We start from the raw sequence: 23,667 nt of genomic DNA on the forward strand, positions 1-23,667 counted from the left end.
GGTGGGGAGATGACCCACTGCACCACCTGTCACATGGTCATATCAATATGTCATTGTGGTCGTCTTTTCGGCAAAGATTTTCTACTCAGAAGCCTCTGGCGAAAGTTCTCTCCAAACGACATAGTGGCGGCATGGTCAGAACCACCGCCGCCGCGGTAACGGCCCTCGCCTTGCTTGGCCCCGCGGCACCGGCCGTCGCCGGAGGAGCCATCACTCACGACGAACAGATCACCTTCCAGCGCTGGTCCAGCTATCAGGACTGGCGCGGCGGCACGCATCAGGGCACCGTGGCCCTGCCGGGCGTGCGCACCGGCATCACGATCAGCCGGCCAACCGGCACTGTGGACTACCCCGACCCGCATACCGGCATAACGAAGACATGGGCCTATTCGACTTGGACCTCGCCGGTCCGGGAGGTCGGCTTCGACGCCAGCGAGCTGGTCGCCTCCTGGAACGCGGAGACGCCCGCCGGCACCTGGATCCAGATCGAGCTGCAGGGCACCTACAACACCGGCACCCAGACACCCTGGTACGTCATGGGCCGCTGGGCCTCGGGCGACGCCGACATCAAGCGCACCAGCGTCAACCGCCAGGGCGACCCGTGGTCGACGATCTGGACGGACACGTTCTCCATCGACGACGTCGCCAACGGGGTCATGCTCAGCGCGTACCAGTTGCGCCTGACCCTCTACCGGGCGCCGGACCAGCGGCGCTCGCCGCGCGTCTGGATGCTCGGCGCGATGAGCTCGTACGTCCCGGACCGCTTCACGGTCACGCCCAGCGCCGGCGGCATCGCCTGGGGCCGCGAGCTGCCCGTGCCGCGCTACTCGCAGAACATCCACGAGGGCCACTACCCCGAGTACGACGGCGGCGGCGAAGCCTGGTGCTCACCGACCTCCACCGAGATGGTGATCGAGTACTGGGGCCGGGGGCCGTCCGAGGAGGACACCGCGTGGGTGGACCCGACGTACCCGGATCCCTCGGTCAACCACGCCGCCCGGATGGTCTACGACTACCGGTACGACGGCGCCGGCAACTGGCCGTTCAACACCGCGTACGCCGCGTCCTACCCGGGGCTGGACGCGCTCGTCACCCGGCTGCACTCGCTGGACGACGTGGAGCGCTTCATCCGGGCCGGCATCCCGGTGATCACCAGCCAGTCGTTCCTGGCCAGTGAGCTGGACGGGGCGAACTACGGCACGGCCGGGCACCTGTTCGTCGTGGTCGGATTCACACCGGACGGGGACGTGGTCGTCAACGACCCGGCCTCCTCGTCCAACGACGCCGTCCGCAACGTCTACCAACGCGAGCAGTTCGAGCAGGTGTGGCTGCGTACCAAGCGAATCAACGCGAGTGGCGGCGTGTCCGGCGGTTCCGGTGGCATCGCGTACCTCATCAAGCCCTGGTGGAAGCCCTGGCCGCGGGTGGCGGGCCTGCCGCTGTAGCGCATGAGTCGGGCCCGTCGCCGCTGGCGGCGGGCCCGCGTCCGGGTGTATCGCTTGACCAATGACTCCCCCGAGAGCCACGCCGACCTCCTGAAGCGACCTACGTTCGCCCACCTCGCCACCACCAGACCCGACGGCGCACCGCAGACCAACGTGATGTGGTTCGACTGGGACGGCGAGCGGATCCGGATGACCCACACCAAGACCCGGCAGAAGTTCCGGAACCTGCAGCGCGACCCGCGGGTGGCGCTGTCGATCGCCGACCCGGACGATCCGTACCGCTACATCGAGGTGCGCGGCGTGCTGGAGACCATCGAGGACGACGACGCGCAGGCGTCGTTCTACCAGTCGCTCCAGCGCCGCTACGGCAAGTCGTACCCGATCCCGGACGCGGCCGTCCGGGTCATTCTGACGATCCGGCCGGAGGCTTTCGTCCCTCACTAGCGGCGTCTTCCCCCGCCAGGGCGGCGCGCAGGCGTTCCTTCTCCGCCTTGCGCCGCTCGGCGGCGGCCGACATCTGGTTGGCCATCTGGTCGCGCCACCCGCGCAGCAGGAAGTACGAGAACCCCGCGGACGCGAGCAGGGCGATCATCAGCTTGATGAAGATGTCGATCTCAAGGGGCCAGAGAGCCGCCAGTACCACGACAAACAGCCCGATACGGCCCAATGTGTACTTAATCGTGGGGCTCATGCCTATCCCTCACCCGGTCCGCTGGGCCAGCCATCGGATGCCGTAAAACCAGACCAACGCGTACGCCAGCGCGAACGCCGTGGCGGCGGCCGCGCCGCTCCAGAGCGGTCCGAGACCGTTGAGGATGCCCGCGATCAGTAGCCCCAGCGTCCCGGACACCGCGACGCCGACCAGCGCGACGACGATCCGTGCGGGCCCGGTGCCCCACGCCCGGAACTCCTCGACGAAGATCCAGGCCGGGAGGATCACCGCCAGCCAGCCGGTCGCCCGGCCGAAGTCGCCGAGGCCCAGCAGCGAGAACCCGCCGTCGAAGACGACCAGCGCGAGGACACCGATCACCAGGCCGGCCAGCGTCAGCCCGAGCAGGTCGGTCACGGTGAGTATCCGCCCCTCGGCGTCCCGCCGCGGAAATCCACTCTGCGCCTCAGTCATAACCCACTGAGCGTACGCGTTAGGCCCAGACGCGCTGGGGCTCGGCACGGCGTTCGGCGAGCGGGACCGGCGGGTCGTACTCGCGTACCACGTTGTGCTCGGCGTCCCGTTCCACCGGGCGGAGGCCGGCGTCCCAGATCAGGTGCACCACCTCGTCCCGGTCCGTGTCCGCGGGCACGAGCAGGTCGTCGGCGCCGAAGTTGAGCGCGAGCTGGGCCAGCGGGGCGCCGTGGACCGCGGTCGAGCCGGTCACGTGGGCGTTGTCGGGTGCCGCCAGGCGGGCCAGGGCGAACGCCCGGAGCGTCTCGGCCGGCGACGCCCCGACGGGCACCGAGACGGCGTCCGGCCCGTGCTCGCCGACCAGGAAAGTGACCCGCTCACCGTGCGCGGCGACCCGGCGGCCGTGCGCGAGCCGGCCCAACCAGGCCAGGTCGTCGGCGTCGGCCAGCGCCTCGACGTCCTCGGCGGTCAGCCGTTCACCTGCCGCCACTTTTACTTCCAGTTCCCGTTTGCCCACCTGAGCCAGTATGTCAGCGAGCTCTCAGGTACCCGTTACCTGTCCTCTAATCGACATCGGTGCCCCGGTGCGGTAGGACAGAATGGGACGAGCGGCGGGGAGACGGGGTATGGCGAAGCGGGCTGGCGGACACAAGGCACGGCGAGACGGGCACATCGGGCCCGTCCTTCGGCCGTTGGCCTGGTCAGCCATGCTCGGCGCCGCGGCGGCCGTCGCGTTCGCCGCCCCGGTGTACGCGGACCCCACGCCCAACACGATCCCCGACGCCGGCAGCCGGCCCGCACCGGCCGGCGCACTCCAGCTTCCCGGTGCCACCCCGCCGCCCAACTCCGGCGGGGTCAACTATCCGCCGCCCTCGACCGTCACGGGGCCGCTGGCCACCCAGATCTACAACGCCGAGATCGAGATCGGCCTGCTCGGCGACCAGCTCCTCGGGGTGCGGGAAAGCCAGGCGACGGCGCGTACCGACCTGGCCATCGCGCACCGCAAGCTCGAAGAGGCACGCGCCGCGGTGGCCAAGGCCGAGTCCGCGGCGGAAGGCGCCGCCGCGCAGGCGCTCAAGGAGGCCGCCGAGCTGCCTCCGGGGGCGTTCGGCTCCGACCTGCACGGGCTGAGCGAGCTATCCCGGCTACAGCGCGGCGAGCGGTCCACGGCCGAGAGCGACGCCGCCGAGCACGAAATGGCGCGGGCCAAGGACGCCGAGCGGGTGGCGCAGGAGGAATACAACGCGGCGCTCGCCAAGGAGCAGTCGCTGGCCGGCCAGTTCACCACGCTCGAAGCGACGTTCAAGACCAAGGAAGCCGCGCTCGTCGAGGTCAAGGACCGCAACGCGGCCCAGCTCGCCGTCATCGAGCGGCAGCGCGAGGCCGAGGAGGCCCGGCTCGGCGCCGGGTTCCTGGACGACGAGGCCATCGCCGGCAAGGCGGCCCACCCGCTGGCGATCAAGGCCGTCGAGTTCGCCCTCGACCAGCTCGGCAAGCGGTACGTCTGGGGCACCGAGGGCCCGAACACGTACGACTGCTCCGGGCTGACCTGGGCCTCGTACCGGCACGCCGACTACCAGTTGCCCCGGGTCTCCCGCGACCAGTTCGCGGGCACCCGCAGCAAGTTGGTCTCCCAGTACGCGCTGCTCCCCGGCGACCTGGTCTTCTTCAGCTCCAACGGCACGGCGAGCGGCATCCATCACGTCGGCATGTACATCGGCGACGGCAAGATGGTCCACGCGCCGAACAGCCGCGAACGGGTCAAGGTATCGACGGTCTGGTGGTCCCGCTTCTTCGCGGCCACGCGGGTCTACGGCGCGGTCGACGCGCCCACGACGACCCCGCCCGCCACCACTCCGCCACCCACGACGCCGCCGGCCACCACGCCGCCGCCGACGACCAAGCCGCCAGCGACGACGCCGCCGCCCACGACGACCCCACCAACCACGCCGCCGACCACCCCGCCCACGACGCCACCGACGACTCCACCCACGACGCCGCCGAGCACTCCGACGCCGACGCCCACTCCGACCACGCCGTCCCCGACGCCGTCGCCGGCTGACAGCCCGAGCTCCAACCCGTCGGCGACCAGCGCCGTGCCCACGTCGAGCAGCGCGAAGCCGAGTTCGAGCAGCGCGCCACCGGCGACCACCGCGGCGACCTCGGCCTCACCCAGCCCGTCCGCAACGCCGAGTTCGTCCGCTTCCGCGAGCACCGGGAAGTGAAGACCGGCGATCCGACTCCGGGTGGGCCAGCGGGCGTCGATGTGGCACGGTAAAACTGGAGGACGCTCCGATCTAGCGCGCACCGGTTTGGGGCGGCGGGGGAGCGGGAGGCGATGATGGACGAGCGACAGGATCCGCCGTACGCAGGCGACGCGGCGGTGCCCCGGCCGGGCACCGCGACAGAGCTGTCGCCGCTGCCGCCACCACCACCGATCGGCACCGCCCTGCCCGCCGCGCCGGCCGAGGACCTCCCGGACGCGTACGAGCTGCCGCCGCCACCGCCGGCCGGCGCCCTGTGGCCGGGCTTCGCACCGTCGGCTCCGTCGAGTGCGCCGCCCGCCCCGTCGAGTGCGCCGCCCGTGCAAGTGAGCGGGCCGCCCGTGCCCACCAGCGCGCCGCCGGTCTCGCCCGCGCCCGCCTGGACGTCGCCGACCCGAACGACCCGCCCGAGGTGCTGGCCCCACGCCCCGGTGTGGTCGGGCGGGCCAGTGTGTCGGCCGCCGCGCCGCTCAGCCCGGCCGACGTCGCCGGGCTGCCGCCCGCCCCCGCGAAGGGCGGCACCACGTACGGCACCACGTACCGGGCCGGCGAGTTCACGCCGCCCGAGGTGGAGCCCGCGCCCCCAGCGCCGGCCGCACCACCAGCTGCTCCGCCTGGGCTGCCCGTGCCCAAGCTGGCGCCCACGCCCGGCCCGCCCCTGGAGCGGCGGCAGCCGAAGGTCCCGGTCACCGACTCGCCCTGGTCGGCGTTCGAGGTGCCCTGGCGCGACCCCGCGGCGCCACCGCAGCCGGCCGCCCAAGCGCCGCCGCCCGCGGCCCCACCAGCTCCGCCACCGCCACCGCCGCCGGTCGCTCCCCCGGCGCCCGAGCCGACCGCCCCCGCGCCGCCGCAGTACGTACTGCCGGCGCAGCGGGCCGGCGCGCCCGACGTACCCGCTGTGTCCGCTGTGTCCGCTGCGGAAGCGGGGCAGAGGCCGGAAGCAGGGCAGAGGCCGGAAGCAGGGCAGCGGCCGGAAGCTGAGCAACGGCGGGAGCACGCCGCCCCGGCGCCGGCCGCGGCCCGGGCGCGGGCGGTCGTGCCCGGCGCGCAGGTGCCGCCCGGCCAGTTCAACGCCGCGGTCCCGGCGCCGGCCGCCCGGGCGCGGGTGTACCGGGCCGGCGCGCCCGAGCTCGCCGAGCCGAGCGAGCCGCCGGAGCCCATCCAGCCGCCCCGCCCCGAGCCGCCCGGTCCGGGGCCGGCGCCCAACCCGTTCCCGCCGCCGGAGCCGGTGCCCCCGGTGCCGATCCCGCCGGGTCCGGTCCCGGTGCCGCCCGGCCCGCCCCAGCCACCCGAGCCGCCGTCCCCGCCGTTCCCGCCACCGCCGCCCGTGATGGCGGTGCCCGGTACGCCGGCCCCGGCCCGGCCCGTCGCCGTGGCCCCGCCACCCACCTCGGCTCCGCCCTTCGTGCCGGCCCCCGCGCTGCCGACCTGGCCGCCGGCCGGCAACCCGACCGCGCCGCCCGGCTGGGGTGCCAGCCCGGCCGAGGTGGCGCCACCGGTGTCCCCGGCGCCCGCTCCCCCCGCCGTGTCGACCTCGCCCGAGTACGGGCAGTGGGCGCGCGAGCAGCGTCTACAGGGGACCGTCTACGGCGGACAGGAGGGTCCCGGCGCCGGCCCGATGACGACGGCCATGCCGGCCGGCCTGTCGGTGGAGAATTCCGGCTCGCTGACCGGTCACATCCTGGCTCAGGGGCGGATGGACGAGCCGACGCCGGCGCGCAACACCGCCAAGGTGCTGCTCATCATGGCGCTCGTGCTGGGCGTGCTGGTGGCCGTCGGCGTGCTCGCGGTGCTGGCCGCGGGCGACACGTTCACCAACCTTTTCGACGGATTTCTGAACAGTTGAGGTGAGCCTGCCCACTGCCCGGCGGCATAAATGTGTCACCGGGGGCGGTTCCCCGTACACTTGTCGAGATCACTGACTCGGCGCGCGAATCGAGCGCGCCCATGGGCGTTCTGGCGGGGTACACGCGCAGAGACGCCCCCCGCTGAGAGGTTTACTTGAGCACCTTCGCTGATCCCAGCACGTTTCCGTCCGTTTTCGACGCCCCAGCCACTTTCGCCGATCTCGGCCTGCCCGCTCCCCTCGTCCGCGAACTGGACCGGGAGGGCATCACCACGCCGTTCGAGATCCAGGCCGCGACCGTGCCTGACGCGCTCGCCGGCCGGGACGTGCTCGGCCGGGGCCAGACCGGCTCCGGCAAGACGCTGGCCTTCGGCCTGCCGCTGCTGACCAGGCTGTCCCAGGGCGAGCGCGCCCGTTCGCGCCACCCGCGCGCGCTGATCCTGGTGCCCACACGCGAGCTGGCGATGCAGGTCGCCGACGCACTGCGGCCGCTGGGCCGGGCGGTCGGGGTCTTCCTGACCACGGCCGTCGGCGGTGTGCCGTACGACCGGCAGATCGACTCGCTGCGCCGCGGCGTGGAGATCATGGTGGCCACCCCGGGTCGGCTCAAGGACCTCATCGAGCGGGGCTCCTGCTCGCTCGACGACATCGCGATCACCGTGCTCGACGAGGCCGACCAGATGGCCGACATGGGCTTCCTGCCCGAGGTGACCGAGCTGCTGGACAAGACGCCGAAGGTGGGCCAGCGGATGCTCTTCTCCGCCACCCTGGACGGCGACGTGGACGCGCTGGTCAAGCGGTTCATGACGGACCCGGTGACGCACTCGACCGCGCCGCCGGTGGCGACCGTCACCACCATGGATCACCACCTGCTGCTGATCCCCCGCACGACAAGCTCGCGGTGACCGCCGCCATCGCCGCCCGCGACGGCCGGACGATCATGTTCGCCCGTACCCAGATGGGCGTGGACCGGCTGGTCGGTCAGCTCGCGGCGGTCGGCGTACGGGCCGGTGCGCTGCACGGGGGCAAGACCCAGCGGGCGCGCACCCGCACGCTCGCCGAGTTCCGCGAGGGCCGGGTGAACGTGCTGGTCGCCACCGACGTGGCCGCCCGCGGCATCCACGTCGACGGGGTCTCGCTGGTCGTGCACATCGACCCGCCAAAGGACTCCAAGGACTACCTGCACCGGGCCGGCCGTACGGCGCGCGCGGGTGAGTCCGGCGCGGTCGCCACCCTGGTGCTGCCCAAGCAGCGCAAGTCCACCCTGGCCATGCTGCAGCGGGCCGGCGTCGATCCGGCGCAGACCCGGGTACGCCCCGGCGACGCCGCCCTGGCCGAGCTGACCGGCGCCCGGGAGCCCAGCGGCGTACCCGTGGTGGACGAGCCGACCCCGCCGCCCGCGAAGCGCGTCCCCCGCGCCCCCACGGTCACCGCCCGCCGCGCGCGCCGCACCACGGCGCACCGCGCCGCCGCGGCGATCACGAGGGTTTCCGCGGGAAAGACCGCTCGGGACGCGGATAACTTCATGATCAACGGGCAAGATGGCAACCATGGCCACCTTGCCGAGAGTGTTGATGTGGGAGCGGACCGACACCAGCGGGACTGACCTCGCGGTCCTGGACGATCGGCGGGGGTTGTACGCGCGCGGGTACGCCACCGCGCGCGACCCCATCCCGTACGTCTGCCGGTACGAGCTGGTCGCCGACGAGAGCTGGGCGACGGCGCACCTGGACGTAAGCGTCGAGGGCGCCGGCTGGCTGCGTACCCTCCGGCTCGAACGGGCGGTTGGCCGCTGGCGGGTCACCACCGGCGAGCAGGGCGACCTCGATCGCGCCCTGGTCGACGGTGGGCACGGGCCGGCCGGCCTGCCGGGCACCGAGGAGCCGGAGCGCCTGCACGACGCGATCGACATCGACCTGGCCGGCGCCCCGCTGCCCAACACGCTGCCGATCCGGCGGCTGGGCCTGCTCGGCGCGCCGCCGGGCACGGCGCACCGCCTCACCATGGCGTGGGTGCTGGTGCCGAGCCTGATCGTCATGCCGAGCGAGCAGGTCTACACGGTCGTCGACGAGCAGACGGTGCGCTTCGCGATCGACGACTTCCGCGCCGACCTGACCGTGGACAAGGAGGGGTACGTCGTCACGTACCCCGGGCTGGCCAAGCGCCGGTAGCCAGGAAGCTCTCGGCCACCCGAAGGTACGGCGACAGGTCGAGGCCCTGCGCGGCGACCCACTCGTCCGAGTAGTACGTGTCGGCGTACCGCTCGCCGCCGTCGCAGATCAGGGTCACCACGGAACCCCGTACGCCGGCCGCCAGCATCTCCGAGATCAGCGCGAAGGCGCCCCACACGTTCGTACCCGTGGAGCCTCCGACGCGGCGGCCGAGCACGGCGGAGGCCGCGCGCATCGCGGCGAGCGAGGCGGCGTCCGGCACCCGGACCATGCGGTCGACGACGGTCGGCTGGAACGACGGCTCCACCCGCGGCCGGCCGATGCCCTCGATGCGGGAGCCGCGCCCGGTCTCCACCGCCCAGTCGGCGGCTTCCCACGCCGGGTAGAACGCGGAGTTCTCCGGGTCGACGACGCACACCTTGGTCGGGTGGCGCAGGTAGCGGACGTACCGGCCGATGGTGGCGCTGGTGCCGCCGGTGCCCGCGCCGACGACGACCCAGGCCGGTACGGGGTGCCGCTCCAGCGCCAGCTGGGCGTAGATCGACTCGGCGATGTTGTTGTTGCCGCGCCAGTCGGTGGCCCGCTCGGCGTACGTGAACTGGTCCATGAAGTGCCCACCGGTGTCCTCGGCGAGCCAGCGGGCCTCGACCACGACGGCGGCCGGGTCCTGCACGAGGTGACATTTGCCGCCCTGGAACTCGATGAGCAGCACCTTCTCCGGCGACGTGGAGGCGGGCATCACGGCGATGAACGGCAGGCCGAGCATGCGCGCGAAGTACGCCTCGGAGACCGCGGTGGAGCCGGACGACGCCTCGACGATCGTGGTCCGCGGGCCGATCCAGCCGTTGCAGAGCCCGTAGAGGAAGAGCGAGCGGGCCAGCCGGTGCTTGAGCGAGCCGGTGGGGTGGACCGACTCGTCCTTGAGGTAGAGGTCGATCCCCCAGCCGTCCGGGAGGGGAAACGGCAGCAGGTGGGTGTCGGCGGAGCGGTTGGCGTCGGCCTCGACCTTGGCGATCGCGTCGGTCACCCAGGCGCGGTCGGCGTCGTTACACCGGTCGAGCTGTTCCATCCTCGGACCGTAACAGGGGCTGCGGCCGGTCCTCCCACTTGGTGGACAGCGCGATCGCGGTACGGGTGGACGCCACGCCCGGGGTGCGGTTGAGCCGCACGATCAGGTGCTCCAGCTCGGCGATCGTGGCCACCCTCGCCTTGAGCAGGAACGACTCGACGCCGGCCATGAAGTAGCAGGACTCGATCTCCGGCATGTCGTGGAGCGCGGCCAGCACCTCGTCGGTGTCGCCGCCGGAGTCCTGCACCAGCCCGATCAGCGCGGTGACCCCGAGCCCGATCGCCTCCGGGTCGGCATCCGCCCGGTAACCGCGGAGCACCCCGGTGCTCTCCAGCTTGCCGACCCGATCGTGCACCGCCGGCGCGGAGAGTCCGACCTGGCGGGCGAGTTCGGCATACGATAGTCGGGCATTCGCCCGCAATAGCTCCACAAGCCTCAGATCGATGTCGTCCACGGTGCGTAAACAGTAACAGGGCTCGCGATCCTAGCGCCTAACTTCCCAGACAGTGCGTTTTCCCTGTTTCCCGGACACGACACGCTCACGGTGCTGTAATGACCGTACGTCCCTATCGAGGCTGTCGGGCATCCCACCCGTCACTTCGTTCGACGCGAAGGAGGGGCTGTGGACACTGGAGATCGTCTGCTGACGCCAGGCGAGGTGGCTGCGTTGTTCCGCGTCGATCCTAAGACCGTGACCCGATGGGCGGCCGCGGGCCGGATCGGCAGCATCCGGACGCCGGGTGGCCACCGGCGCTTCCGTGAATCAGAGGTACGAGCGCTACTCGAGGGCGAAGGCGAGCTTGAGGAGCTGAGCGACGAAACGCCGCCACCGTCCAACCGCCCACGCAACGACGGACCGACAACGCAGCACCCAGGCGCGGTGCGTCCGAGCCACCACTCGTCGACCAACATGCGCTAAGGCTTGCCTGGCGCGTTCAGCTCGCCACTCCAGCGGCGAAAGAGCGCATGGGGTACGCCCAGCGCGTCCAGCACCTTGCCGGCTACGAAGTCGATGAGCTGCTGCGCGGATGCGGACGCCCCGGCGCCGTAAAAGCCGGGGCTGGCCGGCAGGACGACCGCGCCCGCGTCGTGCAGGTCGATGAGGTGCGCCAGGTGGCTGCGCGTGACCGGGGTCTCGCGCGGCACCACCACGACCCGCCGCCGCTCCTTGAGGTTGACCTCCGCGGCGCGCTGGAGCAGGTCCTTCGAGAGCCCGATCGCGATGCCGGCACACGCCGCCGTGCTCGCCGGCACCACCACCATGCCGCGCGCCGGGTACGACCCGCTGCTGGGCCCGGCCGCGAGGTCGCCGGCCGGCCAGTGCACGACGTCCGCGCCGGCCAGGTCGCGCCCGAGCCACCGGGCCAGGTCGTCCTTCCAGTGCGCGTCCCGAAAGGGTGACCCGGTCTCGTCGAGGATGGTCAATCGAGCCGCCCGAGACACGACGAGATCGACCGATTCGCCGGCGTCGAAGAGTGCACGCAGCACCGCCGCGGGGTACGGAGTCCCGGATGCACCAGAAACACCGACGATCCACGGATTCCGCATAGATCCAGCGTAGGGCTACCGTCGGCCCCAACTGATGTTGGCCGGACAGCAGGAGGCGGCAATGACGCCGACGATTTCACTCGACCTCGAATGCCCGATTAATCCGGTTTTCTCACCGTACGCGGAGGCTGCGGAGGAATGGCTCGGTGGTTGGATTCGCCGGCACGGCCTCCCACCGCTGTACGCCGATCGCCTCGCCGAGGGTGGCATCGCCCGGTACGCCGCCCGTCTCTACCCCGACGCGACCCTCGCCGACCTGCGGGTGGTCGCCGCCCTGTTCACCTGGTTCTTCCTGGCTGACGACGAGTGCGACCGGGCGAGCGTCCCATCACCAGAGCACGTAGGGGAGCTTGTCACCGGCGCGCTCGCCACCTTCCGTACCGGACGTTCCACCCTTGCCGGGCCGCTGGGCTCGATGCTCACCGACGCCTGGCGCGAGCCGTTCCGGCGGATGCCGATCCGGTGGTGCACCCGGTTCATCGGCGCGGTCGAGCACCACCTGAAGGGCGTGGTCGTCGAGGCCCGCAACAAGGCGACCGGCCACCGGCCCGGCGTCGAGGAGTACGTCGAGTTGCGCCGGGCCACGTCGGCGGCGTACGTGGCGCACACGCTCATCGACTTCGCCGACCGGGTGCCGGTGCCCGGCCGGTTCTACGCCCACCCGGCCGTACGCGCGTTCAGCGCCGCCGGCAACGACCTGCTCTCCTGGTTCAACGACCTGCTGTCGCTGGAACGGGACACGGCGACGTCGGGCGGGCACAACCTCGTGCTGGCCCTGGCCCGGCAGCACCGCCTCCCGATCGCCGACGCGGCCGACGTGGCGCGGGGTCGCTGGCACCGGACGATGGCGCGCCTCCCCGCGCTGCGCGCCGCCGTACCCACGACGTCGCGGGCTGAGCGGCGCTTCCTCGACGGCGTGGAGTACGCCGTGCGGGGCACCATGGACTGGTCCTTCGAGAGCGCCCGCTACCGGTAGCGGCGCCCTTTCGCTAGCGGCGCTAAAGGAGGTCGAGGAGCGCGAACGCGAACAGGGCGATGCCCACGAAGCCGTTCGCGGTGAAGAACGCGCGGTTCACCCGGGTCAGGTCGCTCGGGCGCACGACCACGTGCTGGTAGCCGAACGCGACCGCGGTCAGGGCCAGGCCCACCCACCACAGCCAGCCGAAACCGACCAGCTCGCCGTACCAGACGAACAGGGCGAACGTCACCAGGTGCACGACCGTCGACAGGCCGAGCGCGAACGGCACGCCGTACCGCGCGGGCACGCTGCGCACGCCGATCTCGCGGTCCACCTCGGCGTCCTGGCACGCATAGATCAGGTCGAACCCGCCGATCCACAGCCCCACCGCGGCGGCCAGCACCCACGCCGGCCCGGACCCGGCGAACGTCCCGGTCACCGCCAGCCACGCGCCGACCGGCCCGACCATCTGCGCGATCGCCAGGATCGCATGTGGCCAGTCGGTGAACCGCTTGCCGTACGGGTACACCACCAGCGGCACCACGGCGAGCGGCGAGAGCACCAGGCACAGCGGGTTGAGCAGCGCCGCCGCGCCGAGGAACACCACCAGCGCGATGCCCGCGCCGGTCCAGGCCGTCCGCACGCGGACGGCACCGGTGACCAGCTCTCTATTCGCGGTACGCGGATTGCGGGCGTCGATGCGCCGGTCGATGATCCGATTGGCGGCCATCGCGAACGTCCGTGCGCCCACCATCGCGACTGTGATGAGCACCAGGTCGCCCCAGCGCACCCCGCCGCCCTCCTGCCGCATCGCGGTAAGCGCGGACAGGTACGCGAACGGCAGCGCGAAGACCGAGTGCTCGATGGCGACCAGCCGTAGGAACGCCTTCATGAAATTCCGTACTCTCGCCAGCGCTTGTCGACCAGCGCCTTGACCTCCGGCGACATGACCGCCTCGGGCGGCCAGCCCCGGGTGTAGCCCTCGGTCGGCAGCTTGCGGGTCGCGTCGATGCCCGCCTTGCCGCCCCAGAACTGCTGGTACGACGAGTGGTCGAGGTGGTCGACAGGGCCCTCGGTGAGCAGCAGGTCGTGCTTGTAGTCGACGTTGCTGAACGCCCGGAACGCCACCTCGCTGTAGTCCTGCACGTCGCAGTCCTCGTCGACGACCACGATCAGCTTGGCGAGCGAGAGCAGGTGCGCGCCCCAAATCGAGGACATCACCTTCTGGGCGTGCTTGGGGTACCGCTTGCGGATCGAGACGATCACGCAGTTGTGGAAGACCCCGGCCTCCGGCATGGAGTAGTCGACGATGTCCGGGATCAGCAGCTTGAGCAGCGGCAGGAAGATCCGCTCGGTGGCGTGCCCGATCGGCCCGTCCTCCTGCGGAGGCTTCGACGTCACGATCGAGTGGTAGACCGGGTCGCGCTGCGTCGTCATGCACTCGACGTGGAGCACGGGGAACGGCTCGACCGGCGTGTAGAAGCCGGTGTGGTCGCCGAACGGGCCCTCGGGCAGGCGCTCGCCCGGCTCGACGTACCCCTCCAGCACGATCTGCGCGTGCGCCGGCACCTGGAGCGGAACGGTGAGGCAGTCGACCATCTCGACGCGTTCGCCGCGCAGGAATCCGGCGAAGAGGTACTCGTCGATGTCGCTCGGCAGCGGCGCGGACGCGCTGTACGAGACCACCGGGTCGCAGCCGAACGCGATCGCGACCGGCAGCCGCTCGCCCCGCCGTTCGGCCACCGCGTGGTGCGCCGTCGAGTCCTTGTGGATCTGCCAGTGCATGCCGACCGTGGTGGGCGAGTGCTGCTGCAGGCGGTACAGGCCGAGGTTGCGCTTGCCGGTCTCGGGGTGCTTGGTGTGGGTCAGCCCGTAGTTGTGGAAGATGCCGCCGTCGTCAGGCCAGGTCTGCAACCCGGGCAGCCGGCCCAGGTCGACCTCGCCGTCGCGGTAGATCACCTGCTGGCAGGGCGCGGTCTTGACCTTCTTCGGGGGTACGGACTTGAGCTGCATGACCTTGCCCAGGCCCTCGCGGATGCCCGACCAGCCGACCGGCAGCTCCGGGCGGACCAGCTCGCCGATCCGGGCGCCGATCTCGTCCACGCTCTCCACGCCCAGCGCCATGGCCATGCGCCGGTGGGTGCCGAAGAGGTTGATCGCCAGGGGCATCTCGCCCCGGGTGGGCCGCTCGAAGAGCAGCGCCGGGCCCTTCGCGGCGACCGTACGGGTGACCACCTCGCTGATCTCCAGCGTCGGATCCACCGGCACGGACACCCGGCGCAGCTCGCCGGCCTTCTCCAGCGCCGCGAGAAAGTCCTTCAGCCCCGTGTACGGGAAGCCACGTACCGCCATGGCAGCCAGTCTGTCCTACCGGTTGGTACCGGCAATGACGCGGGTGGGCCGCCGAGACGCGTGTCTCGACGGCCCACCTCTTCGCTTTCGCTCTCAGGTCGCGCTTAGAACACGTAGGTGAACTGCGTGGACGACGGCGGCAGGGGCGTGGTTACCGGGTCGTACACGTAGTTCGCGATCAGCGGCGAGGCACCGCCGCCCGGCGCGTTTACGAACTTTCCGTTGGCGTTGGAGATCAGGATCAACTTGTTGTCGAAGTGGACCAGGTAGAAGACCTCCCACGCCCCGATCGCCGTACGGTTGGCGATCAGCGGCTTGGACCCGGTGCTCTCCGCGACCACGATGCGGTTGTTCACCTGGGCGCGCAGCGCGATGTACCCCAGGCCCGCGTCGATGATGTCGAACCTCTCCCATGCGCCGACCGCCGCCCGGTTGGCGACCAGCGGCTTGGCACCGGCGCTCTCCGCCGTGACGATCTTGCCGTTGACGGCGGCCCGCACGCCGATCGTGGTGGCCGGCGTGGTCCAGTAGAACTTCTCCCATGCGCCGATCGCCGTCCGGTTGGCGATCAGCGGCTTGGTACCGCCGCTCTCCGCCGTGACGTACCGGCCATTGGCGTTGGCCCGCAGGCTGAAGGACCCGTCGGCGTTGTTGACGAGCGTGAACTTCTCCCACGTGCCGACCGCCGACCGGTTGGCGATCAGCGGCTTGGCGCCCGCGCTCTCCGCCGTGACGTACAGGTTGTTGATCTTAGCCCGGAGCGCCACGAACCCGCCGCCGACGTTGACGACGTCGAACCGCTCCCAGATCCCCGCGTCGCCGCGGTTGGCGATCAGCGGCTTGGTCCCGCGGCTCTCGGCCGTCACGACCTTCTTGTTCGCGTTGGCCTTGATCCCGGTGACGGTGTTGGGGATGGTGCGGGTGCCGACCTGGAGCAGCTTGGTGGTCGTGTCCTCGACGTAACCGCGGGCGCCGTTGAGGACCCCGTCGTTGACGAGAGCGGTACGCACCTGCGCCGGGAGCCAGGCCGGGTTGGTGGACAGCAGCAGCGCGGCGGCGCCGGCCACGTGCGGGCTGGCCATCGAGGTGCCGCTGTACGCCACCCGGGCGGTGTCGCTGCTGATGGCGGCCGACGTGATGTTGGCACCCGGGGCGTTGATGTCGAGGCACTGCCCGAAGTTGGAGAACGACGTGGTGAAGTCGAACTCGTCGGTGGCCCCGACGGTGATCGCGGCCGGCACCCGGGCCGGCGAGTAGAAGCAGGCGTCGTCGGCGTCGTTGCCCGCCGCCACGGCGTACGTGATGCCGGACGCGATCGACGCCTGCACCGCGTCGTCCAGCGCCGTGCTGGCGCCGCCGCCCAGGCTCATGTTGGCCACCGCAGGCTTGACGGCGTTGGCGGTCACCCAGTCGACGCCGGCGATGACGCCGTCCAGGGTGCCGCTGCCCGTGCAGTCGAGGACGCGCACCGCGACGAGCTGAACGCCCTTGGCCACGCCGACGTTCGTGCCGCCGATCGTGCCGGCCACGTGCGTGCCGTGGCCGTTGCAGTCGTCGGCGACGGCGTCGCCGTCAACGGTGTCGATGCCGTAGCTGGCCCGGCCGCCGAACTCGGTGTGCGAGATCCGGACGCCGGTGTCGATCACGTAGGCGTGCACGTTGGTCGCCGTGTTGGGGTACGTGTACAGCTTGTTGTACGGCGTCCAGGTCTGGTCGAGCCGGTCCAGACCCCAGGACGGCGGGTTCGCCTGAGTGTCCGATTTGGTCACTCGGCGGTTCTGCTCGACGTACGCCACGTCGGGATCGCCGGCCAGCTTCTTGGCCTGCGCCTCGGTCATCTTCGCGGCGAAGCCCCGCACGGTCTTGGTGAACGTCCGACGCACGGTCCCGCCGTACGTCTTCGTCAGCGCGGTGGCGCCGGCCCTCGCGGCCGTGGCCGAGATCTTGCGGTCCTTGAAGACCACGATGTAGCTGTCCTTGATGACATCCTTGGCCGACGTGCCAACGATGCCCGGAACCTTCCGCTTGGACGGGCTGGGCGGATCGGCCGAAGCCGCACCGCCTCCAGCGATGCTCGCGGTGGTCGCCATGGCGGCAAGGACGATGCCCGCCACGGCCGAGCGACCAACTCGGCGAAGTTGGGACACTTCAGACTCCCCGTTTGAGATCAGCGTCCACTGTGGATGAGGGGTGGACGGCATTGCCTCTCGATAAAGACGCTGACCATCTTCGTTGATTTACGCCTTTCGGGGGTCACCCGTTCGGACCAATTGCATTGAGTGAGTCACCGCTGGATCGATTTCTGGTTTGTCAAATGTGAGACTTCGCAGGCGGCTCGCGGCCACCGCGTTCTGCGCCGTGTTACTCGTTGCCGGCGAACCGGCCATGTCTATGGCAAGCGGCGTTTACCACCACTTGGGCGCCGGTACGACCGGGGAATGGTCCGGGGTGCTCGCCCGACTGACCGTGCGCGATCCGGGCGTACGGACCGGCACGCACGACTTTGTGGCGACCCGGCTCATGGCAAAACGTGAGTCGGATGGCCGACTCACGTGGCTGGAGGCCGGGTGGGCGGAGACCGGGTGGGCGGGTGGCGACAAGCAACGCGTCTACACGTACGACACCAACCGGCAGGCGTGGACCTTCTACGACCAATACGCCCTCGCGCCCGGCGACCAGATCTGGATCTCCATTCAGGCGGCGCGGGACGGCGTGTGGGAGGCATGGCTGTGGTGGCGGGAACGCTGGCAACTGCTCACCAGCCAACGCCTGCCGATGGGCGCCCGCGCCCAGGTCGAGCAGTACGTCGAGGTGCACACCGACGGCGCCGGGGCCATCGACGTACCGCGGATCGCCGTGGACAACGTCCAGGTCAAGGACGGCGACGCGCTGCGCTACTGGCGGCAGGACGACGTGCCCACCGCGTCCGGCGGCGGCTCCGGCGCGTACTGCCTGGACTGGGCCACCCGCTTCGACACCTGGACGGCCGGCACCTGCTAACGCCCCTGGCCATCCACGGTGATGAGGAGAGCTATAGGCCGCCGTAGGAGTGTAGGCCGGTGAAGAAGATGTTGACGCCGAAGAGGTTCATCAGCATGGTGAGCCAGCCGATCACGGCGATCCACGTCGCGGTGGTGCGCTTGACGCTCGGGGTCGCGCGGGCGTGCAGGTAGCCGGCGTACACGATCCAGGAGATGAACGCCCAGACCTCCTTGGGATCCCAGCCCCAGTAGCGGCCCCAGGCCGCCTCGGCCCAGATCGGCCCGGCGATCAGCGCGCCGAACGTCCAGATCGGAAACGCGAACGCGTGCAGGCGGAAGGTCAGCCGGTCGAGCGCGGCCGCCTCGGGGACCCGCCGCCCCAGCGTGTACGGGAAGCTGCGCTTGCCGCGGTCGTACCCGCTGCGGATCAGGAACATCGCGGCGGGCACGAAGCCGAGCAGGAAGATGCCGGACGAGGTGACCGCGGCGGACACGTGCACGACGAACCAGCTCGACTTCAGGGCCGGCACGAGCGGCGCTACGTCGGTGTAGAGCACCATGCCGGCGACGCCGAGCAGAATCACCATCACGGTGGCGACGAAGAGGCCGAGGTGCCGGATCGCCGGTCGCTTGGCGAGCACGACAAGCCAGGCGGCGCTGCCGACGAACGTCACCGAGAGCACGAACTCGTACATGTTGCCCCACGGCATGCGCTCGGCCGCGATGCCGCGGGTCACGAGCGTGCCGAGGTGGGCCAGCGCCGCGATCAAGGTGACGGCGACGGCGGCCCGGCCGGCGAAGGCAGCACGGTCGGGCCGGGCCGGAGGCGCGTCCACAACCTCCACAACGGGTGGCCCCCCGGCGCCGACGGCCACCAGCTCACGCGCGGCAGCCCGGCCCACGTGACTGGCGTTGCCGAACGCGTACTCGGCCGCATGGCAGACCATCGCCGCGACGTACGACATGATCGCGATGACCAGGAGCTGATCGGACAGTGCGGACATCAGCGTTTCTCCACAACGGTCACGGCCTTGACGGTCTCTTGGAACTCCTCGGCGAACCCGGAGTAGTCGGTGCGCGGCAGCCCACCGGCCTCGACCAATCTACTACTGCCGGTAGTGACGCGGAAGAAGACCCGGCGCCGCCGTCCGGTCAGCGACAGCATCAGCCCGGCCAGGCCGGTCGCGGCCCCGCCGAGCGCGACGAACTCGCCCGGGTCGTACCGCACCGACAGGGTGGCGTACTGCCGGGTACCGAGGAACTCCGCGGTCGTCCCGTCGTCGAGCGTCATCTTCTCGCCGACCCGCAGCAGCTTCGCCTCGCCGACCGGCTTCAACCGCCCCGAGTTCACCTGCCGCTGGTCGAGCGTGTAGACCGACTGGGGCAGGCCGACGTCCAGCCCGAGGTTGCCCCGGTACGCCCACAGCATCAGCGCCGGCGAGCGCTCCGCCGGATAGACCGACCGGGTGTACGGCGCCGCGTCCGGCGCGGTCGGCAGGTAGAGCCCCTCGAACGCGACCTGGAGGTTGGGGTCCCGGGCGCCGCCGCGCGGGTCCACATTGGCGTCCGGGAACGCGGCCACGCCCTCGCTGGTCAGCATCCCGTCGACGGTCAGGAACGGGGCGACCGTGGTCTGCGACTGGCCGTACCGGTCGGTGTAGCGAATGATCGGCGCGTAGCCGTGCCCGAGCAGGTAGACGTTCGCGTCGCCGAGCCGCAGCGGCGAGTTGACCGAAAAGCGCTGCGGGGGCCCGTCGTCCACCCGCGCGGTCGCCTGGTAGGACGACGGCTGGCCGCTGGGCAGGAACTCGGCCTTGAAGTCGGTCAGCTCCAGGCAGAAGCGCGGCAGGTCGGCCGCCTTGATGCGCGCGCCGAGGCCGTACTCGTCGTACTGCTGGAGGTTGTTGCAGAACGCGGTGTCCGAGCCGACGACCAGCAGGCGGTTGCCGTGCCAGCCGTACCAGGATCCGAAGCCCACGCCCGCCAGGACGGCGAGCAGCGCGAAGTGGAAGATCAGGTTGCCGGTCTCCTTGAGGTACCCCTTCTCGGCGGAGACCGTGTCGTCGCGGACCGCGACGCGCCAGCGGCGCTTGCGCAGCGCGGCGGCGATGTCGTCGATGCCCGCCGCGCCTTCGAGGACCGCATGCTGCGGCAGGCGGTCCAGCCGGGCCGGCACATTCGGGGGTACGGAGCGCAGCGCGCGGTAGTGGTCGCGAAGGCGCGGCAGGACGCAGCCGACCAGCGAGGTGAACAGCAGGACGTAGATCGCCGAGAACCACACCGAGGCGAACACCTCGAACATGCCCAGCCGATTGAGCCACGGCGCCAGCGAGGGGTGCTCGACGTAGTACTGGTTGACCTTCTCGATGTTGACGCTGCGCTGCGGGAGCACCGAGCCGGGGATGGCCGCGATGGCCAGCAGGAAGAGCAGGATCAGCGCCGTACGCATGCTGGTGAGCTGGCGCCACGAGTTGCGCAGAAACGCAAGAACGGGGTTCGGCCGCGCGTTCGTGGGCGGCCGCTCCTGCACCGCGACCATCAGATGCCCACCTTGCCGACCCCGACCGTGGTCTGCAACCAGATGAGGAAGCTGTTCCACCCGCCGGTGACCAGCGCGATCCCCACCACGATCAGCAGCGCGCCACCGGCCCGGGTGACCCAGCGGCTGTTGCGCCGGATCGCCTTGAAGACGCCGAGGAACCGGCGAAAGCCCAGCCCGAACGCGATGAACGGTAGTCCGAGCCCGAGGCAGTATGCGACCGCCAGCACTACGGCCCGATCGGTCTTGCCGCTGACCGTGGCCATGGTCAGCACGGCGCCGAGGGTGGGCCCGACGCAGGGCACCCAGGACAGTGCGAACACCGCGCCGAAGACGGGAGCGCCGAGCAGCCCGGCGTTGGGCAGCTTGTGGATCCGAAATTCGCGCTGCATCCCCGGCACCAGCCCGACGAACGCCAGCCCCAGCACGATGATCAGGATGCCGCCGCCGATCTCCAGCGCCCGCCGGTTGTCCAGCAGCACGCTGCTGACGCTGGTGAAGAGCACCGCGGTCAACGTAAAGACCACGGTGAACCCACTGATGAACAGCGCGGTCCCGGCGAGCACCCGGCCCGCGCCCCCAAAGGGCTGCCCTGTTGGGGATGAATTCTGAGAAGGGCTCCCCTGTACCCGTCCAGCCGGTGATAGGGCTGCCCTTTTGGCGTCAAGCTCCACCCCCGACAAGCCCGTCACGTACGACAGGTAGCCGGGCACGAGCGGCAGCACGCACGGGGAGAGGAAGCTGACCAGGCCGGCGAGGGCGGCGGCTCCGATCGCCAGCGCGATCGGTCCTCCGTTGGCGAGCTCACGGAACGTGTCGCCCACGTCAGCTCGCCTCCGCCGCGACCCGGGCGACGAGCGGCTGCAACTGGTCCTGCTTGACGGCGTCCCGGATCACCACGGCGATCCGGCCCTCCCGGTCCAGGATGATCGTGGCCGGGATCGTGTTGGGCGGAACGTCGAAGTTGAGGGCCAGCTTGCTGCCCGGGTCGACGATGCTCGGGTAGCCGACCCGGCCCTGCTGGAACGCCTTGGCCTTGTCCCGGTCGTCCCGCACGTTGATGCCCAGGAAGGTGACGCCCTGCCCCTTCGTCGCCTGGTACGTCTGCTCCAGGTCGTCGATCTCGGCCCGGCACGGCGAGCACCACGAACCCCAGAAGTTGACCACGACGACCGTGCCACGGTCCTGGGTGAGGTTGTAGCTGCCGCCCTCCAGCAGCTCGCCGGACAGGTCGGGTGCGGGCGGCCGCTTGTCCGGCGCGCACTCGATGACGCCAGCGGTGGTCTCGCAGTCGTCCTCCCACTTCCCGCCACCGTCACAGGCGGCGAGCGCGGTGCTGAGGAGGAGCAGGACTAGCGAGAGGCGCCGCAGCATCAGGCCCCCTTGGCCGTCCGGGCACCCGGTGACATCGCGACGAGATGGGCGGCCGGCTCGGAGTACCCGATGCCGACCAGCTTGGCGCCTTCGAAGTGAAACGACGTGAGGCTGGCCAGCCCGCACTGGCGCTTGCGGGGGTCGTGCCACAGCCGCTTGCGCTCGACGTACCGGCGCAGGGTCCAGATGGGCAGCTGGTGCGAGACGCAGACCGCCTCGCGCCCCTCGGCGGCGACCCGGGCGGCGTGCAGCGCGCCGAACATCCGCTCGGCGATCTGCTTGTACGGCTCGCCCCAGGACGGGGTGACCGGGTCGCGCAGCACCCACCAGTTGCGCGGGTCGCGAAACGAGCCGTCGCCGGGCGAGACCCGCTTGCCCTCGAACCAGTTGGCGCTCTCGATCAGCCGCTCGTCGACCGCCACCGGCAGCCCGAACTGCGCGGCGATCGGGTCGGCGGTCTCCTGGGCGCGCTCCAGCGGGCTGGCCACCACGTACGCGATGTCGCGGTCGGCCAGCGCCTGCGCCGCCGCCTTGGCCATCTGCCCGCCCAGTTCGGAGAGGCGGAAGCCGGGCAACCGGCCGTACAGGATCTTGTCCGGGTTGTGTACTTCCCCGTGCCGAAGCACGTGCACGACGGTGCTGCTCGTCATGTATTGCTCCCCGCTGCCGCCGCGGCCGCCGCTCCCGGCAGGGCCGCCGATATCTGCTCCAACGCCTCGTCGTCGAGCGCGGTGGATACGAACCACGATTCGAACGCGCTCGGCGGCAGGTAGACCCCGCCGTCCAGCATCGCGTGGAAGAACGCCTTGAACGCGGCCACGTCCTGGGTCTTGGCGCTGTCGTAGTCGACCACGTCGGCGTCGGTGAAGAAGATCGAGAACATGCTCCCGGCGTACGAGAGCCGATGCGGGACCCCGGCGGCGCTCAGCGCCTCGCTCGCGAGCTTGCCCACGGCGGCGGCCGTTTCGTCGAGGCGGCGGTAGACCGCGTCGTCGGCCAGGCGCAGGCTGGCCAGCCCGGCGGCGCAGGCGAGCGGGTTTCCGGAGAGCGTGCCGGCCTGGTAGACCGGCCCGGCGGGGGCGAGGCGGCCCATGATCTCCGTCCGCCCACCGAAGGCGGCCGCGGGAAGGCCGCCGCCCATGACCTTGCCGAACGTGAAGAGGTCGGCGTCGACCGGGTCGAGAGCGGCCCAGCCGCCGCGGGCGACCCGGAACCCGGTCATCACCTCGTCGAGGACCAGCAGCGCGCCGTGCCGGTGCGCGATCGCGGCCAGCGCCTGGTTGAAACCGTCGCGCGGGGCGACCACGCCCATGTTGCCCGGCGCGGCCTCGGTGATGACGGCCGCGATGTGGTCACCGTCCGCGGCGAAGGCAGCCTCCACGGCGGCCACGTCGTTGTACGGCAGCACGATCGTCTCGCTCGCCGCCGCCCCGGTGACCCCGGGCGAGTCGGGCAGCCCGAGGGTCGCCACCCCGGACCCGGCCGCGGCCAGCAGCGCGTCGACGTGGCCGTGGTAGCAGCCGGCGAACTTCACCACCTTCGAGCGGCCGGTGAAGCCGCGCGCGAGCCGGATCGCCGACATCGTCGCCTCGGTACCCGAGTTGACCAGGCGCACCTGGTCGATCGGCGTACGGGCGACCATCTCCTCGGCGAGCTCCACCTCACCCGGCGTGGGCGTGCCGAAGCTGGTGCCCTTGGCGGCGGCAGCCTGCACGGCGGCGACCACCTCGGGGTGGGCGTGGCCGTGGATCAGCGGGCCCCACGAGCACACGAGGTCGGCGTACCGGTTGCCGTCCGCGTCGAACAACCACGGACCGTTACCCCTAACCATGAAGCGGGGAGTTCCCCCTACCGCCTGGAAGGCGCGCACGGGAGAATTGACCCCGCCCGGCACGATGGCCCGGGCTCGGGTGAAGAGGGCGTCGGAAGCAGGTGTCTTGGTCACGGTGCAGCCATTCTGTCAGCGCAAGCTGAGAGCCTGTCACGGCCCCCGACCT

Annotated in this window: 23 protein-coding genes and 1 pseudogene; 9 read left to right on the top strand and 15 right to left on the bottom strand. The window is 71.1% G+C overall.

Going from position 1 to position 23,667, the window contains the following annotated elements; all coding sequences use genetic code 11:
* The first annotated feature begins 131 nt into the window (after nucleotides 1-131).
* The gene (locus Prum_RS17960; RefSeq protein WP_173077594.1) at nucleotides 132-1,445 is read left to right on the top strand and encodes a C39 family peptidase; all 1,314 of its coding nucleotides are present in this window, start codon (nucleotides 132-134) and stop codon (nucleotides 1,443-1,445) included.
* A 54-nt stretch (nucleotides 1,446-1,499) separates the two neighbouring features.
* Nucleotides 1,500-1,889, top strand: a complete 390-nt coding sequence (locus Prum_RS17965) for a PPOX class F420-dependent oxidoreductase (RefSeq protein ID WP_218577279.1) — start codon at nucleotides 1,500-1,502, stop codon at nucleotides 1,887-1,889.
* Here the strand turns inward: Prum_RS17965 and Prum_RS17970 are convergent.
* Genes Prum_RS17970 through Prum_RS17980 form a run of 3 tightly spaced genes read right to left on the bottom strand, consistent with a single transcriptional unit; the run spans nucleotide 1,849 to nucleotide 3,085 of the window.
* Nucleotides 1,849-2,136 carry a DUF4229 domain-containing protein gene (locus Prum_RS17970; RefSeq protein ID WP_173077596.1) on the bottom strand — a complete coding sequence of 96 codons (288 nt, stop codon included), beginning with the start codon at nucleotides 2,134-2,136 and terminating at the stop codon, nucleotides 1,849-1,851. The two genes, Prum_RS17965 and Prum_RS17970, sit on opposite strands and share 41 nt — an antisense overlap.
* Nucleotides 2,137-2,145: 9 nt before the next feature.
* Nucleotides 2,146-2,568, bottom strand: coding sequence for a hypothetical protein (locus Prum_RS17975; protein WP_173077597.1), 423 nt, complete (start codon nucleotides 2,566-2,568; stop codon nucleotides 2,146-2,148).
* Between the two features lie 19 nt (nucleotides 2,569-2,587).
* Nucleotides 2,588-3,085, bottom strand: coding sequence for a hypothetical protein (locus Prum_RS17980; RefSeq protein ID WP_173077598.1), 498 nt, complete (start codon nucleotides 3,083-3,085; stop codon nucleotides 2,588-2,590).
* A gap of 109 nt (nucleotides 3,086-3,194) precedes the next feature.
* Here Prum_RS17980 and Prum_RS17985 point away from each other — a divergent pair, with 109 nt between their 5' ends.
* From Prum_RS17985 to Prum_RS18000, 4 genes and pseudogenes are all read left to right on the top strand, one after another.
* Nucleotides 3,195-4,793 (top strand): C40 family peptidase, encoded by a 1,599-nt coding sequence (locus tag Prum_RS17985; RefSeq protein ID WP_173077599.1) that lies wholly within the window; start codon nucleotides 3,195-3,197, stop codon nucleotides 4,791-4,793.
* Nucleotides 4,794-5,088: 295 nt separating this feature from the next.
* Complete coding sequence (locus tag Prum_RS53845; RefSeq protein ID WP_173072746.1) at nucleotides 5,089-6,678, top strand: hypothetical protein; 1,590 nt, start codon at nucleotides 5,089-5,091, stop codon at nucleotides 6,676-6,678.
* A 155-nt stretch (nucleotides 6,679-6,833) separates the two neighbouring features.
* Nucleotides 6,834-8,199, top strand: a pseudogene (locus Prum_RS17995) (DEAD/DEAH box helicase).
* A 53-nt stretch (nucleotides 8,200-8,252) separates the two neighbouring features.
* Entirely contained in the window at nucleotides 8,253-8,849 is a 597-nt protein-coding gene (locus Prum_RS18000; RefSeq protein ID WP_246278585.1) for a putative glycolipid-binding domain-containing protein, read from the top strand.
* Here the strand turns inward: Prum_RS18000 and cds1 are convergent.
* Together cds1 and Prum_RS18010 are read right to left on the bottom strand one after the other, a co-directional pair.
* Nucleotides 8,818-9,918, bottom strand: coding sequence for an L-cysteine desulfhydrase Cds1 (gene cds1, locus Prum_RS18005; RefSeq protein ID WP_173077601.1), 1,101 nt, complete (start codon nucleotides 9,916-9,918; stop codon nucleotides 8,818-8,820). The genes Prum_RS18000 and cds1 overlap by 32 nt on opposite strands.
* Nucleotides 9,896-10,372, bottom strand: a complete 477-nt coding sequence (locus tag Prum_RS18010; RefSeq protein ID WP_173077602.1) for an Lrp/AsnC family transcriptional regulator — start codon at nucleotides 10,370-10,372, stop codon at nucleotides 9,896-9,898. Before Prum_RS18010 ends, cds1 begins: the two co-directional genes overlap by 23 nt.
* A 168-nt stretch (nucleotides 10,373-10,540) precedes the next feature.
* On the opposite strand from Prum_RS18010, the gene Prum_RS18015 reads away from it, so the two are divergent.
* Nucleotides 10,541-10,837 carry a BldC family transcriptional regulator gene (locus Prum_RS18015; RefSeq protein ID WP_173077603.1) on the top strand — a complete coding sequence of 99 codons (297 nt, stop codon included), beginning with the start codon at nucleotides 10,541-10,543 and terminating at the stop codon, nucleotides 10,835-10,837.
* Here the strand turns inward: Prum_RS18015 and Prum_RS18020 are convergent.
* The gene (locus tag Prum_RS18020) at nucleotides 10,834-11,466 is read right to left on the bottom strand and encodes a UbiX family flavin prenyltransferase (protein WP_173077604.1); all 633 of its coding nucleotides are present in this window, start codon (nucleotides 11,464-11,466) and stop codon (nucleotides 10,834-10,836) included. The two genes, Prum_RS18015 and Prum_RS18020, sit on opposite strands and share 4 nt — an antisense overlap.
* Before the next feature lie 61 nt (nucleotides 11,467-11,527).
* On the opposite strand from Prum_RS18020, the gene Prum_RS18025 reads away from it, so the two are divergent.
* On the top strand, nucleotides 11,528-12,442 hold the full coding sequence (locus Prum_RS18025) for a terpene synthase family protein (protein WP_173077605.1): 915 nt from the start codon (nucleotides 11,528-11,530) through the stop codon (nucleotides 12,440-12,442).
* 22 nt (nucleotides 12,443-12,464) lie between these two features.
* Here the strand turns inward: Prum_RS18025 and mqnP are convergent, their stop codons facing one another.
* The 3 genes from mqnP to Prum_RS18040 form a co-directional block, all read right to left on the bottom strand.
* The gene (mqnP, locus tag Prum_RS18030; protein WP_173077606.1) at nucleotides 12,465-13,316 is read right to left on the bottom strand and encodes a menaquinone biosynthesis prenyltransferase MqnP; all 852 of its coding nucleotides are present in this window, start codon (nucleotides 13,314-13,316) and stop codon (nucleotides 12,465-12,467) included.
* Nucleotides 13,313-14,776, bottom strand: coding sequence for a menaquinone biosynthesis decarboxylase (locus tag Prum_RS18035; protein ID WP_173077607.1), 1,464 nt, complete (start codon nucleotides 14,774-14,776; stop codon nucleotides 13,313-13,315). The genes mqnP and Prum_RS18035 overlap by 4 nt, the downstream gene beginning before the upstream one ends.
* A 104-nt stretch (nucleotides 14,777-14,880) precedes the next feature.
* On the bottom strand, nucleotides 14,881-16,866 hold the full coding sequence (locus tag Prum_RS18040; protein ID WP_173077608.1) for a S8 family serine peptidase: 1,986 nt from the start codon (nucleotides 16,864-16,866) through the stop codon (nucleotides 14,881-14,883).
* A gap of 295 nt (nucleotides 16,867-17,161) precedes the next feature.
* Between Prum_RS18040 and Prum_RS18045 the strand changes: the two genes are divergently transcribed.
* Nucleotides 17,162-17,776, top strand: coding sequence for a hypothetical protein (locus Prum_RS18045; RefSeq protein ID WP_173077609.1), 615 nt, complete (start codon nucleotides 17,162-17,164; stop codon nucleotides 17,774-17,776).
* 31 nt (nucleotides 17,777-17,807) lie between these two features.
* Here Prum_RS18045 and ccsB read toward each other — a convergent pair whose 3' ends face one another.
* The 6 genes from ccsB to hemL are packed head-to-tail and all read right to left on the bottom strand — an operon-like array spanning nucleotide 17,808 to nucleotide 23,615.
* On the bottom strand, nucleotides 17,808-18,761 hold the full coding sequence (gene ccsB / locus Prum_RS18050; protein ID WP_173077610.1) for a c-type cytochrome biogenesis protein CcsB: 954 nt from the start codon (nucleotides 18,759-18,761) through the stop codon (nucleotides 17,808-17,810).
* Nucleotides 18,761-20,296: a cytochrome c biogenesis protein ResB gene (locus Prum_RS18055; RefSeq protein WP_173077611.1), complete on the bottom strand. Its 1,536-nt coding sequence runs from the start codon at nucleotides 20,294-20,296 to the stop codon at nucleotides 18,761-18,763. The genes ccsB and Prum_RS18055 overlap by 1 nt, the downstream gene beginning before the upstream one ends.
* Nucleotides 20,296-21,120, bottom strand: a complete 825-nt coding sequence (locus Prum_RS18060; protein ID WP_173077612.1) for a cytochrome c biogenesis CcdA family protein — start codon at nucleotides 21,118-21,120, stop codon at nucleotides 20,296-20,298. The genes Prum_RS18055 and Prum_RS18060 overlap by 1 nt, the downstream gene beginning before the upstream one ends.
* Nucleotide 21,121: 1 nt before the next feature.
* On the bottom strand, nucleotides 21,122-21,673 hold the full coding sequence (locus Prum_RS18065) for a TlpA family protein disulfide reductase (protein ID WP_173083845.1): 552 nt from the start codon (nucleotides 21,671-21,673) through the stop codon (nucleotides 21,122-21,124).
* Complete coding sequence (locus Prum_RS18070) at nucleotides 21,670-22,320, bottom strand: histidine phosphatase family protein (protein ID WP_173077613.1); 651 nt, start codon at nucleotides 22,318-22,320, stop codon at nucleotides 21,670-21,672. Before Prum_RS18070 ends, Prum_RS18065 begins: the two co-directional genes overlap by 4 nt.
* Nucleotides 22,317-23,615 (bottom strand): glutamate-1-semialdehyde 2,1-aminomutase, encoded by a 1,299-nt coding sequence (gene hemL / locus Prum_RS18075; RefSeq protein WP_173077614.1) that lies wholly within the window; start codon nucleotides 23,613-23,615, stop codon nucleotides 22,317-22,319. Before hemL ends, Prum_RS18070 begins: the two co-directional genes overlap by 4 nt.
* Nucleotides 23,616-23,667 lie beyond the last annotated feature (52 nt).

Origin of the sequence: Phytohabitans rumicis, assembly GCF_011764445.1 — a bacterium.
Taxonomy (GTDB): domain Bacteria; phylum Actinomycetota; class Actinomycetes; order Mycobacteriales; family Micromonosporaceae; genus Phytohabitans; species Phytohabitans rumicis.